Origin of the sequence: Bradyrhizobium sp. LB14.3 (assembly GCF_040547985.1) — a bacterium.
GTDB lineage: Bacteria > Pseudomonadota > Alphaproteobacteria > Rhizobiales > Xanthobacteraceae > Bradyrhizobium.
Genome location: NZ_JBEPQT010000001.1, coordinates 166658 through 178266, shown reverse-complemented (window position 1 = coordinate 178266; position 11609 = coordinate 166658). Strand labels below are relative to the sequence as shown.

General features: G+C 64.6%; 12 protein-coding genes. 3 read left to right on the top strand and 9 right to left on the bottom strand.

The annotated features are described in order from the left end of the window. Nucleotides 1-59 precede the first annotated feature (59 nt). The 3 genes from ABIB00_RS00875 to ABIB00_RS00865 all read left to right on the top strand — a co-directional run bounded on the left by ABIB00_RS00875 (nt 60) and on the right by ABIB00_RS00865 (nt 2826). Complete coding sequence (locus ABIB00_RS00875) at nt 60-263, top strand: hypothetical protein (RefSeq protein ID WP_354044638.1); 204 nt, start codon at nt 60-62, stop codon at nt 261-263. Between the two features lie 253 nt (nt 264-516). Further along, a complete protein-coding gene (locus ABIB00_RS00870; protein WP_354103060.1) occupies nt 517-1905 on the top strand; it encodes a metallophosphoesterase family protein in 1389 nt (462 codons plus the stop codon). 93 nt (nt 1906-1998) lie between these two features. After that, on the top strand, nt 1999-2826 hold the full coding sequence (locus tag ABIB00_RS00865; RefSeq protein ID WP_354103059.1) for a tetratricopeptide repeat protein: 828 nt from the start codon (nt 1999-2001) through the stop codon (nt 2824-2826). 58 nt (nt 2827-2884) lie between these two features. Here the strand turns inward: ABIB00_RS00865 and ABIB00_RS00860 are convergent, their stop codons facing one another. The 9 genes from ABIB00_RS00860 to ABIB00_RS00820 all read right to left on the bottom strand — a co-directional run bounded on the left by ABIB00_RS00860 (nt 2885) and on the right by ABIB00_RS00820 (nt 11568). Continuing rightward, entirely contained in the window at nt 2885-3859 is a 975-nt protein-coding gene (locus tag ABIB00_RS00860) for a type II secretion system F family protein (protein ID WP_354103058.1), read from the bottom strand. 9 nt (nt 3860-3868) lie between these two features. Further along, nucleotides 3869-4846, bottom strand: a complete 978-nt coding sequence (locus ABIB00_RS00855) for a type II secretion system F family protein (RefSeq protein WP_354103057.1) — start codon at nt 4844-4846, stop codon at nt 3869-3871. 16 nt (nt 4847-4862) lie between these two features. Beyond that, nucleotides 4863-6323 carry a TadA family conjugal transfer-associated ATPase gene (locus ABIB00_RS00850; RefSeq protein WP_354103056.1) on the bottom strand — a complete coding sequence of 487 codons (1461 nt, stop codon included), beginning with the start codon at nt 6321-6323 and terminating at the stop codon, nt 4863-4865. Between the two features lie 19 nt (nt 6324-6342). Next, nucleotides 6343-7611 (bottom strand): CpaE/TadZ family protein, encoded by a 1269-nt coding sequence (locus ABIB00_RS00845; RefSeq protein ID WP_247446286.1) that lies wholly within the window; start codon nt 7609-7611, stop codon nt 6343-6345. Beyond that, complete coding sequence (locus tag ABIB00_RS00840) at nt 7608-8345, bottom strand: CpaD family pilus assembly protein (RefSeq protein WP_247343843.1); 738 nt, start codon at nt 8343-8345, stop codon at nt 7608-7610. Before ABIB00_RS00840 ends, ABIB00_RS00845 begins: the two co-directional genes overlap by 4 nt. A gap of 17 nt (nt 8346-8362) precedes the next feature. Next, on the bottom strand, nt 8363-9838 hold the full coding sequence (locus tag ABIB00_RS00835; RefSeq protein ID WP_354103398.1) for a type II and III secretion system protein family protein: 1476 nt from the start codon (nt 9836-9838) through the stop codon (nt 8363-8365). Nucleotides 9839-9849: 11 nt separating this feature from the next. Continuing rightward, the gene (cpaB, locus tag ABIB00_RS00830) at nt 9850-10647 is read right to left on the bottom strand and encodes a Flp pilus assembly protein CpaB (protein ID WP_247446287.1); all 798 of its coding nucleotides are present in this window, start codon (nt 10645-10647) and stop codon (nt 9850-9852) included. A gap of 127 nt (nt 10648-10774) precedes the next feature. Continuing rightward, complete coding sequence (locus ABIB00_RS00825; protein ID WP_354103055.1) at nt 10775-11299, bottom strand: A24 family peptidase; 525 nt, start codon at nt 11297-11299, stop codon at nt 10775-10777. 122 nt (nt 11300-11421) lie between these two features. After that, nucleotides 11422-11568: a hypothetical protein gene (locus ABIB00_RS00820; protein WP_247343835.1), complete on the bottom strand. Its 147-nt coding sequence runs from the start codon at nt 11566-11568 to the stop codon at nt 11422-11424. Nucleotides 11569-11609: the final 41 nt, after the last annotated feature.

Here is an 11609-nt window from a genome sequence, read left to right as displayed (position 1 = left end):
CGGCCGTCAGGTGCGGAGATATCCGGCGGCCGACGACCAAGCCGGCCGGGAGGAATGCAATGGAATTTGTGTGGAGCGTGGTCACATTCATGGGCCAGGCCGTCGAGGCGATTTTCGGCTATGTCGAGCATCATCATTGGATCTTCGCATTCCTTGCCGGCGGTTACGTCTTCTATCTCCACGACCGCTCCGTTCACGCGCGGTTCGATGCGCTCGACAAGCGCATCGACGAAATCCGCAAGCGGATGGCCATCGAATATTGATCGGGCGAGCGAAACCATCGTCGGATAGGGCTCGTATCCCATGCTGAGAACTGCCGTTCACGCGAGTGTGGCCGCAAGGGCTTTACTAGCGCTGCGGTTGTGGCATTATCGATAATTATTTTAGATTGTGTCGTGCGGTTCTGCATGTGGCGAGGCTCATCGCGGCCCGGGTTGAAACCGGACTGAACCTGATCGTCGAAGGCATTTCTCTTATCGTTTGGGCGGCGCAGCATTTGTAAACAAGCGGCGCAGGATGGATAGATCGTTTGTTATTGTACACATCTCCGACCTGCATCTGGACGGGACGGGTCGGCTGCTTGCGACGATCGAGACGCTCGCCGTCATTGCGTCCTTCCGGCAGACCGGGCTGTTCACCGACATCCAGGCGATTGCCGGCAATCACGACGTCAAGCGCCCGAGCCAGCGTGCAGGCCGCCACGACGTCTATGATTACCTGCATCTGCCACGCACCTCGAAGAGCCTCTACTACCGCCAGGCCGGCCTCGATCTGGTGCTGCTCGATTCCAACCGCGCCAGCATTACGACACTCGCGAGCGGCAAATTGGACGAGGGCGCCTATAACGCCATGGTTGCGGATTCCGCGCGGCTGAGCGTCGAGCTTGCGGGCAGCCTTAGGTCGGCCAGCCGCGCCGATTATGCCGAGCCGGCGGAAAACCTCGTGCGTGTGCTGGCGCTGCACCATCATCCGCTGCCGCAGGCAACCGGAGAGGGGAAGCGATTTCTCGGCGTGCCTGACGAGCCGCTGATGTATCTCGCCGCGCCCGCGACCTTCCTCGAAGCGGCGACGTCGCTCAACGTCGATCTGGTTCTGCACGGGCACCGGCATGTCGAGGGGCTGACACGTTATTCGATCCCCGATCCGCGTGCCACGTCGAGCGAGAGCGGTGAAGCATTGTGGCGCACGATCTACGTCTTGTCCTGTCCGTCATCGACCGGGCAGGCCGGTGACGATGCCGGCTTCAACGTCATCCATTTCGGCCCGATGTCCCATGCCGGCCGTATGGAGTATCGCTTCGCGATCGCCCGCTACTCACGATCACGCAACGACGGAGTCTTCAGGCCGCTCGATTCGAACCTGCCGCACGGCGTCGTCAGGCTGCCGGCAGGGCGGGATTTTTCCCGTGACCCGGCCGTCCAGTCGGCCATCGAGATCGACGCATGCACGGCGCTGAAACGGGATGAGGTTACAGCATTTGCCCGCCGGCTCCTGCTGCGCCGCGCCTTCTATGCCGACGGGGAGGTGGATTGGGCCAATTTGCTCCACGTCTATCTCGTCACCTCTCACGCCTGGGCCGATCTCGAAAGCAAGTTCCCGAGGTCTGCGTGCAAGCATGACGCCGAGGCGGCGTCCGTGGTGACATCGGTGCTGCGCCGATTGATCGAGCAATCGGCCAACGTGCTCGGCATCGACGATTTTCAGCTCGACGAGCTCCGCGCGAGGCGTCTGGTCAATCGCGACGATCTTCGCCGCGAATTGCCGAGGGTGGCGCGCCCGGGCATCGATGTCGAGGTCGAGGCGCAGCAACGACTGCAATTGCTGCGGGACCTGAACGAGCAGGCGAAGGCGCTCGGCCTCGATCCGGGTCTCGGCGGCAAGGTGCCGCCGCAGACGCCGCAGTGACAGGCGGGTCGGAGAGCGTTAACCGGCCGTTAGGGTTAACAGTCTATTGCTGGCGCGTTCGGCTCGATCAATCGGCTCGAGAGTCAAAGCGTCATGCGTCAACGGTTCAGTCTCGAACGGTTCAGTCTTGCCCGGCTTCTTGCGTCTACCTCGCTAGTCGCGGCGGTGGCCATGGGCCTCGGCGGCTGCACGGCCATGTCGAAGCTCTCCGACGTCACGGGCTCGATCGGGCCGCGGGCGGAAGCCGCTCCCACCGATCCCGCGCGCGCCGCTGAACTCTATGGCGAGCGCTACCGTGCCAATCCCAAGGACGCCGAGGCGGCGCTCGCCTACGGCCAGGCCTTGCGCGCCAACGGCCAGCGCGCCCAGGCCGCCGCCGTGCTCGAGCAGGCGACCATCGCCAATCCCGGCAACAAGGCGCTGATGGCCCAATACGGTCGCGCGCTCTCCGACAACGGAAATTTCCAGCAGGCCTTCGATGTGCTGTCGAAGGCGCATTCGCCCGACAATCCGGATTGGCGCCTGCTCTCGGTGCAGGGTACCGCGCTCGATCAGATGGGTCGTCACGAGGAAGCGCGTTCCTATTATGCGAGCGCGCTGAAGATCGCGCCGGGCGATGCCGGCGTGCTCTCCAATCTCGGCCTGTCCTACATGTTGTCAAGAGACCTGCCGAAGGCCGAAGACGCGCTGCGACAGGCCTACGCCTCGCCGCGCGCAAGCACGCGGGTGCGGCAGAATCTCGGTCTGGTCGTCGGTCTCCAGGGCCGCTTCGCCGAAGCCGAGACCATCGTGAAGGCGGACCTGCCGCCGGACCAGGCCGCGGCCAATGTCGCCTATCTCAAGGAAATGCTGACCCGCAGCGCCGCCCCGCGCGGGGCCCCGAAGCGGACTCCGGTCGCCTCGCTCGGTCAGCCCGACTGATCAGACGTGATTTTCCAATGCTGAAGACAACCGCGGACCGCGCGGTCCGCGTCTTGCGTCATTGCATCGCGGAGATCTTGATGCCGGTCGGTCCGAGAATGACGACGAACAGCACAGGCAGGAAGAACAGGATCATCGGCACCGTCAGCTTCGGCGGCAGGGCGGCGGCCTTCTTCTCGGCTTCGTTCATGCGCATGTCGCGGTTTTCCTGCGCCATCACCCGCAAGGAGTGGCCGAGCGGGGTGCCGTAACGCTCCGCCTGCTGGAGCGCGAGGCATACCGACTTGACGCCCTCGAGCCCGGTGCGGCGCGCGAGGTTCTCATAGGCGACCTTGCGGTCCTGCAAATAGGACAGCTCGGCCGTGGTCAGGGTGAACTCCTCCGACAGCGCGATCGACTGGCCCACGATTTCGACCGCGACCTTCCGGAACGCCATCTCGACCGACATGCCGGATTCGATGCAGATCAGGAGCAGGTCGAGCGCATCGGGGAAGGCGCGCTTGATCGAGAGTTGTCGCTTGGAGATCGCGTTCCTTAGGAAGAGCATCGGCGCCTGAAGGCCGAGATAGGCCGCACCGACGCAGATGCCGATTTTGATCGGCATCGACTGCTCCATATGCGCGATCAGGAACACGTAGACGACCGAGCCGACGAACAACACGATCGGGGCCACCAGGCGGGCGAACAGGAAAGTGATGTAGGGCGCCTGGCCGCGATAGCCCGCCATGATGAGTTTGTCCCGCGCAGCTTCCTGCGCGAGCCATTTGGTCAGGTTGAAGTCATCGACGACTTTCGAGACGAGTTGCCTCGGCGTCTGGCGCAGCGAGACCTTTTCGCTCTTGTGAAGGCGCTCGCGCTCGCGCTGCCGGATGCGCTCACGTTCGTTCGCCACCGCCTTCATGCGCTTGGCAAGGCCTTCGCCGGCGAACAGCGGCATCACCAGCGAATAGACGGTGGCGCTGGCGGCGACGGCCGCCAGCATCATCGTCATGAAGTGGACGTCGTGAAGTTTCGAAACGAGGAACTCTACCATAAGGCACCATCAGAAGTCGAAGTTGATCATCTTCTTCATCACCATGATGCCGACCGACATCCAGACGACGCAGCCGACCAGCATGAGCTGGCCTGTGGGATGGGTCCAAAGCGTCGAGATGTATTGCGGCGTCGTGAGATAGACGAGGAACATCACGATCGGCGGCAGCGAGCCGATGATGCCGGCCGAGGCCTTGGCTTCCATCGACATCGCCTGGATCTTCTCTTTCATCTTCTTGCGGTCGCGCAGCACCTTGGAGAGGTTGCCGAGCGCTTCGGAGAGGTTTCCGCCCGACTTTTGCTGGATCGAGATGACGATGCCGAAGAAGTTGGCCTCGGGCAGCGGCATGCGATCGTAGAGCCGCGTGCAGGCCTCGCCGAGCGGCATGCCGACCGCCTGGGTCTCGATGATGGACAGAAACTCGCTGCGCAGCGGCTCGGGCGCGTCGGCGGCGACGACCTTGATCGATTCGAACAGCGGCAGGCCCGCCTTGATGCCGCGGACGATGACGTCGACAGCGTCGGGCAGCGCCTTCAGGAACTTGGCTTCGCGGCGATTCTTCAGAAAGCCCAGCCCCCAGCGCGGCAGACCGAGGCCGCCGGCAAAGGCGAGGCCGGCGGCGCCGAGCAGGCCGCCGCCGATGAACAGGGCGGCTGCGAACAGCACGCCCGCCACGACGGCGGAGACGATCCAGAATTTCTGCGGCGCCCAGTCGAGGCCGGCCTGCGACAGGCGAACACTGAGCGGTACGCTCTTCTCCTGCTGGCGCCGCGCCTCGAGATCCTTGAGCGAGGTCTCGACCTGCTCGCGACGCGAGCGTTGCGTCTTCTCGGCCGCGCGGGCCGTGGGCACCTCGGCGCGCGCGATCGAGGCGCGGCGGCTCTCCGCCTTCCGTTCCCCGGACAGCATTGGATAGAGGAAGACCCAGGCGAGGCCGCCGACGGCGGCGGTAGCGAGGAAGGCGAGGGCGAGGACCTGCATGTTCATGGCCGTGCTGACTTCCTCACGTCGGGGGCGCCACTTCTGCGGCGTCGAGTGCCGCGGCAAGGCGCTTCTCTTCGCCGTAATAGCGGGCGCGTTCCCAGAACTTCGGGCGGCCGATGCCGGTCGAGCGATGCCGGCCGATGATCTTGCCGTTGGCATCCTCGCCGACCATGTCGTAGAGGAAGACGTCCTGGGTGATGATGGTGTCGCCTTCCATGCCCATCACCTCGGTGATGTGGGTGATGCGGCGTGAGCCGTCGCGCAGACGCGCGGCCTGGATGATGACGTCGATCGAAGCGCAAATCATCTCGCGGATTGTTCGCGATGGAAGCGAAAAGCCGCCCATCGTGATCATGGATTCGCAGCGTGACAGCGCTTCGCGGGGATTGTTGGCGTGCAGCGTGCCCATCGAGCCGTCATGGCCGGTGTTCATGGCCTGAAGCAGGTCGAAAGCTTCGGGTCCACGGACCTCGCCGACGATGATGCGCTCGGGACGCATACGCAGGCAGTTGCGCACGAGCTCGCGCATGGTGACCTGGCCTTCGCCCTCGATGTTGGGCGGCCGGGTTTCCAGCCGCACCACGTGCGGCTGCTGGAGCTGGAGTTCGGCGGCGTCTTCGCAAGTAATGACGCGCTCGTCGTGCTCGATGTAGTTGGTCAGGCAGTTGAGCAGCGTGGTCTTGCCCGAGCCGGTACCGCCGGAGATCAGCACGTTACAGCGGACGCGGCCGATGATCTGGAGGATTTCAGCGCCTTCCGGCGAGATCGCGCCGAACTTGACGAGCTGATCGAGCGTCAGCTTGTCCTTCTTGAATTTGCGGATGGTGAGCGTGGGGCCGTCGATCGACAGCGGCGGTACGATGGCGTTGACGCGGGAGCCGTCGGCCAGGCGCGCGTCGCAGATCGGCGAGGATTCGTCGACGCGCCGGCCGACCTGGCTGACGATGCGCTGGCAGATGTTGAGCAGCTGCTGGTTGTCGCGGAAGCGGATGCCGGTGCGCTGGATCTTGCCGTTGACCTCGATGTAGACGGTATTGGCACCGTTGACCATGATATCGGCGATGTCGTCGCGCGACAACAGCGGCTCCAGCGGACCGTAGCCGAGGACGTCATTGCAGATGTCGTCGAGCAGCTCTTCCTGCTCGGCGATCGACATCACGATGTTCTTGATCGCGATGATCTCGTTGACGATGTCGCGGATTTCCTCGCGCGCGGACTCCGAATCGAGCTTGGCGAGCTGGGCGAGGTCAATGGCTTCGATCAGCGCGCCGAAGATGGTCGCCTTGACCTCGTAGTAATTGTCGGAGCGGCGGGCTTCCATGGTCGGCGCAGGCTTCGCCGGGGCAAGCGGCGGCGAGGCGACCGCCGGCGGCGGCGCGCGCGACACGGCGGGCGCCGAAGCCTGGGCAGGCTCTGACGCCACAGCGCCGGGCTTCGGGGCCCGAGTATCGGTGTCTGTTCCGCTACGCTTACCGAACACTTAACAACTCCATGCGGGGCTATTTTCCCCGCAACTTCTCAATCAGGGGTGAAAGCAACGACGATTTTTGCTTCTTCGTCTCGCTGCGGCCGGTCAGGCGCTGGGCGATCTGAAGGAACATCTCGATTGACTTGTGGTTGGCCGAGATCTCCGCGATCATCTGGCCGTTATTGGCCGCCGAGCCGAAGATCTGCGGCTCGAACGCGATCGAGACGACCGGCTGGCTCTCGATCGCCTTGGCGAACTCCGCCGCGGCGATTTCGGGCCGTTTCGGGACGCCGACCTGGTTCAGGCAGTAGAGCGGCGGTCTGTCGTTGGGCCGCGCGGCCTTCAGGAGATCGAATAGGTTCTTGGTGTTGCGTAAATTGGCGAGGTCGGGCGCTGCTACGATCAGGATGTCGTCCGCTCCGATCAAGGCGCGCTTGGTCCAGCCCGACCATTGGTGCGGAACGTCGAGCACGATGCAGGGCATGGTGGAGCGCAGCGTGTCGAACACGGCATCGAAGGCGTCGGTGCCGAAATCATAGACCCGGTCGAGCGTCGCCGGCGCCGCCAGCAGACTGAGGTGGTCGGTGCATTTCGACAGCAGGCGGTCAATGAAGGCGGTATCGACGCGATCGGGCGAGAACACGGCGTCGGCAATGCCCTGCGGCGGGTCCTGGTTGTAGTCGAGCCCGGCGGTGCCGAAGGCGAGGTCGAGGTCGGCGACGACCGCGTCCATCGCGAGATCGCGTGCGATCGCCCAGGCGACGTTGTGAGAGATGGTCGAAGCGCCGACGCCGCCCTTGGCGCCGACCACAGCGATGATACGGCCGACCGCCTTGGCTTCCGGCGCCGAGAACAGGTTGCAGATCGAGCGCACGACGTCGATCGGGCCGACTGGCGCAAGCACGTAGTCGCTGACGCCGCGGCGCACCAGCTCGCGGTAGAGCGTGACGTCGTTGATGCGGCCGATCACGACCACGCGGGTGCCGGCGTCGCAGACGGTCGCGAGATGGTCGAGCCCGCCCAGGATGTCGCTGCGGCCATCGCTTTCGAGCACGATCACGTTCGGCGTGGGCGCTGAGCGGTAGGCTTCGACCGCAGCCGCCATACCGCCCATCTGGATCTTAAGATGGGCCTTGCCGAGACGGCGATCCTCGCCAGCCGACTGCACAGCGGCCGCCGTTTCCACGGTCTCGCAGAAGGCCTGCACGGAAACGCGCGGCGCAGGCGCAATATGCTCCTCGATCGGGGGGAGAGATGCCTCAGACTGCTCTTCTTGAGGCTGGCGAGCGTAGTTGATCATCTGCCGGTGTCGCTGAGTTTGGCTTTGTCGGCGTCAGGATAGGCGACGCCCGTCGCCAATCCCTTGCGATACTTCTCGAACGCGGCAGTGCGCCGCGCCGTGTAAGACGGCGTTTCCGGCCGCGGCTGCTCGAGATCCGATGGATTGTCGACCATCGCCGCGAGGTTGCGCTGATAGGCGCAGCCATAATTGTAATAGTCCTTGTTCTCGAACCAGCTCTTGTTCTTCATTGAGGGGCCGATGTCCTCCGGCCACAGGCCGCAGGGACCTGCGACCGCGGCGATCTTGGAATAGGTGAGCCGGATCGGCGGCAGGAAACGCTTGTCTTCCGGCTGGTAAGGACGCGCGTTGACGCCGCGCGGCGGAACGCCCGCTGCCGACAGCATCGCCTGGATTTCACGCATTGTCTCCGCGACTGGACGCGCGTTGGGCGTGCCGGACGGCACGTCGATCCGGATGGCGCCGGTGCCTTCGTGCAGCCAGGCCGACGCGACGCCCATCACGTCGGCGCGCTGGGCGGCGGTCAATCCGCCGCGGGCATGGCCGACGAAAACGACGATGGAGCGGTTCTGCTCCTCGATCGCGATCGGATGGCGCTGCTTGTAGTCGTCGGGAATCGAGCCCGTGACCGCTTCGTCGTGCTGGCAGCCGCCAAGGGCGAGCGCCATGCCGACGAGCGCGCCACCGAGGCGGATGGCGCGACTGCGAAGCTGGGGTGGTCTTGTGATCTTCATGAAGTCCCCGTTCCGCCTCAGTCGGTGATGAAGCCGTAGGTGCCGCGGTAGCTTTTGGCCGGTTCGGTCCGGCCGGGCACACCGTAGATGCGGTTGATGTTGCCGAGCAGCTCGGCCTGCGGATCCGCAGGCGCGGAGAAGCCATCATCCGGCCGCGACAGGTCCTTTTGCGCAACGGCGCGAACGATATAGGGCGTCACGATCACGACCAGCTCGGTCGCGTTGTTGACGAAGTCGCGGCTGCGGAACAGCGTGCCGAGGATCGGAAGCTGCATCAGGCCCGGCAGTCCGCTGACCGCCTGCTTGGTCTGCTGCTGGATCAGGCCGGCCATCGCCATCGCGCCGCCGGAGGGAATTTCCAGCGAGGTCTCGGCGCGGCGGGTCTTGATCGAGGGCACCGTCAGCGAGTTGACCGACGTCGAGGTCACGGCCTGGGACAGCGTGATCGCATTTTCGTTTGAGAGCTCAGAGACCTCGGTCATCACCCGCAGGCTGATCTTGCCCTCGCTGAGAACGACCGGGGTGAAGTTGAGCGAGATGCCGAACTTCTTGAAGCTGATCTGGGTGGTACAGACATGCGTGGTTGGGTCGCACGCATAGCCCGCAGGCACCGGGAATTCACCGCCGGCGATGAAAGTTGCTGATTCACCGGAGATCGCGGTCAGGTTCGGTTCGGCCAGCGTCCGGATCACGCCAGCGGTTTCCATCGCACGCAGGGTGGCCTGCACCGACGGGGTCGCGCCGAACTTGGTGGTCAGGTTGTTGCCGTCGACGAGGTTGTGGCCGAGCGCCGTGAACGGATTGGCGTTGGTGAAGCTGACGACCGAGGTGCCGTAGTTGAGGTTGGCCGTGAGGTCGATGCCGAGCTGCTTGACAATGCTGCGCGCGACTTCCGCGACCGTCACCTTCAACATGACCTGGTCGCGGCCGCGGACCACGATCGAGTTCACGACCTTCTCGGGGCCGCCCGCAAGGCGCGAGGCGAGATCGTTGGCCTGCTGGGCTTCGGCCGGGTTCGCCGCCGAGCCGGTCAGGATGATGCCGTCACCGAGTCCGTCGATCTGGATGTCTGCATTGGGAAGGACCTGCTTCAGCGCGGCGCGCACGCCGTTGAGGTCGCGCTTGACCGCGATGTCATAGGCCGCGATCTGCTGGCCGGCGGAATCGAAGAACACGATGTTGGTCTGGCCGATCGCGGCGCCGATGATGTAGGCGCGCTGCGCCGAGCGAACGACCGCATTGGCGATCTTGGGATCAGCGACCAGCACGTCCTTGATGTCGCGCGGCAGGTCGATCACGATCGACTTGCCGATGCCCAGCGAGAGGAAGCGCGCGTTCATCTGACCGTCGGCCGCGGCCTGCGCCGCAGGGCGATAGTCGGCAGCGACCGCGGGGGTCAGCACCGGGTTGAGCGCGAGCGCAACGGCAGCCGAAAACGACAGGGCGCGGACCATTGAGGTTCGCATCGTCGTCAAATCTGCCCGGCATTCCATATCGACAGTCCTCATCGTGCCTTCGCCGTCGAGCTTGGGATGCCATAGCGAATGATGGAAACGCCGTCGCGCTTCTGCGCGGATTCATCGAGCGTGATCTCACTCATCTTGACGTCGACGATGCTGCGCAGCGCCAGCGACAGCGTGCCGCTCTGGCGCGCGGCGGAGAGTGTCGCAGTCTGCGCGGGGTTGAGCTCGAGGGTGACGGTCTTGCCGACCACCGCGTTCTGACCGTCCTTCTCCTTGGGTGCCTGGTCGATGGCCAGGACGCGGACATTGGCCAGGATGATCTCGGACGTGACGACATCGGGCGCGCCGTTGTTCTGGTCCGGGTTCTTGAGACGGCGAGTCAGAAGCACGTCGACACGATCGTTGGGCAGGATGAAGCCGCCTGCGCCGGTCTCCGGCGAGATCTCGGTCGAGATTGCGCGCATGCCGGTGGGCAGGATTGCCGCCATGAAGCCGGAGCCTTCGGCCTTGACCAGCTTCTGGTCGCGCATCGGCTCACCCTGGATGAAGGGAGCGCGTGCGATCGAGCCGGTGACCTGGGTTACCGCCTCAGGGCGCTCATTGCGGCGGATAAAAGTGGCGCTGGCGGTCGCGGTCGGCCAGGTCTGCCACTGCACATCTTCCGGTTTGACGGTCTGGCCGAGGCCGATGTCGTTCTTGGCCACCAGGACGTCGACCGTCGGAAGCTGCGCGACCGGAGCCGGAGGCGGCGCAGAATTGTCCGTGCCGCTCGCCAAGTACGCGGCGACACCGCCGGCGCAAATGGCAACCGTCAGGACGACAATGCGTGCCCTATTCATACGCTTCACTTTCCACCAAACGCCGCGACGCTGCCGTCGCTGTAATCGGCAGTTGACCAGCTATTCGTCAAAGCATGGTTAATGAGGCGTATCTAAATCGCCTTGACGCCGGGTTTACCCGATGCGTTCAGCGCAATGCGAGGTGAGCGAGGTCGATTGCCTTCACCCATTCGGTCTCCGGGTAGATCATCAGCGCGCCGAGCGTGAGCGCGATGCCGTAAGGGATGCCGCTTTCCTTGTCGTGCAGCCGTGCCAGCCAGGCCTGGCCCGCCAGCCCGTAGGGCAATGGCCATTGGCGGAACTGGAGCAGGAGCAACGTCAGCGCTCCGCCGAACAGCGAAGCGTAGAGCAGAAAATCCATCAATTGCGCGAAGCCGAACCAGAGCGCGACCGACGCGGCGACCTTGGCGTCGCCGCCGCCCATCCAGCCCATTGCAAAACAGGTGAAGGCCACGACCAGGAGAAGCGCGCCGGCGCCGACATGGTTCATTATCTCGTAAGGTGCCATGCCGCCGGCGAGAGCGAGCGCGAAAAAGCCGGCGACCAGCGCCAGCGACACGCGGTTCGAGATCGTCATCGTGAAGAGATCGCTCGCGGCGGCAAACGCCATCAGGGCAGGGAAGAGCAGAAGGCGCGCAAGGTCGAGGATCATGGCTGCGTCTTGAGGCCTGGGTTTTGGCGCGGAGCTGGCGTCGCCGGATGCTAGCCGGCAGTGCTAAACAAACCGACAACGGCGGCCGCGGTCCCGAAGGGTGCAACCCGCCGAACGCGTGCTCACCAGAGACTGGCGATGCGCGCGGCGAGCGCGGTCGTCGCAAGCAGCAGCGCAAGGCAGATCCAATAGGCCGGCGAGCCGGTCTGCGCCGTCTCCGCCTCGTTCGCCGCGACCGCGGCATCGGTTCTGTACTTGCGCAACGCCACTGGAACTCACCGTCTTAGAAAACAAAGGCCCCGGAGGTCCG

What these genes read in the sequence shown, in the direction of transcription:
- cpaB (WP_247446287.1), bottom strand. Translation starts at nt 10,647, where the DNA reads ATGAATAGGGCACGCATTGTCGTCCTGACGGTTGCCATTTGCGCCGGC.
- ABIB00_RS00825 (WP_354103055.1), bottom strand. Translation starts at nt 11,299, where the DNA reads ATGATCCTCGACCTTGCGCGCCTTCTGCTCTTCCCTGCCCTGATGGCG.
- ABIB00_RS00870 (WP_354103060.1), top strand. Translation starts at nt 517, where the DNA reads ATGGATAGATCGTTTGTTATTGTACACATCTCCGACCTGCATCTGGAC.
- ABIB00_RS00875 (WP_354044638.1), top strand. Translation starts at nt 60, where the DNA reads ATGGAATTTGTGTGGAGCGTGGTCACATTCATGGGCCAGGCCGTCGAG.
- ABIB00_RS00840 (WP_247343843.1), bottom strand. Translation starts at nt 8,345, where the DNA reads ATGAAGATCACAAGACCACCCCAGCTTCGCAGTCGCGCCATCCGCCTC.
- ABIB00_RS00860 (WP_354103058.1), bottom strand. Translation starts at nt 3,859, where the DNA reads ATGGTAGAGTTCCTCGTTTCGAAACTTCACGACGTCCACTTCATGACG.
- ABIB00_RS00835 (WP_354103398.1), bottom strand. Translation starts at nt 9,838, where the DNA reads ATGGAATGCCGGGCAGATTTGACGACGATGCGAACCTCAATGGTCCGC.
- ABIB00_RS00845 (WP_247446286.1), bottom strand. Translation starts at nt 7,611, where the DNA reads ATGATCAACTACGCTCGCCAGCCTCAAGAAGAGCAGTCTGAGGCATCT.
- ABIB00_RS00855 (WP_354103057.1), bottom strand. Translation starts at nt 4,846, where the DNA reads ATGAACATGCAGGTCCTCGCCCTCGCCTTCCTCGCTACCGCCGCCGTC.
- ABIB00_RS00865 (WP_354103059.1), top strand. Translation starts at nt 1,999, where the DNA reads ATGCGTCAACGGTTCAGTCTCGAACGGTTCAGTCTTGCCCGGCTTCTT.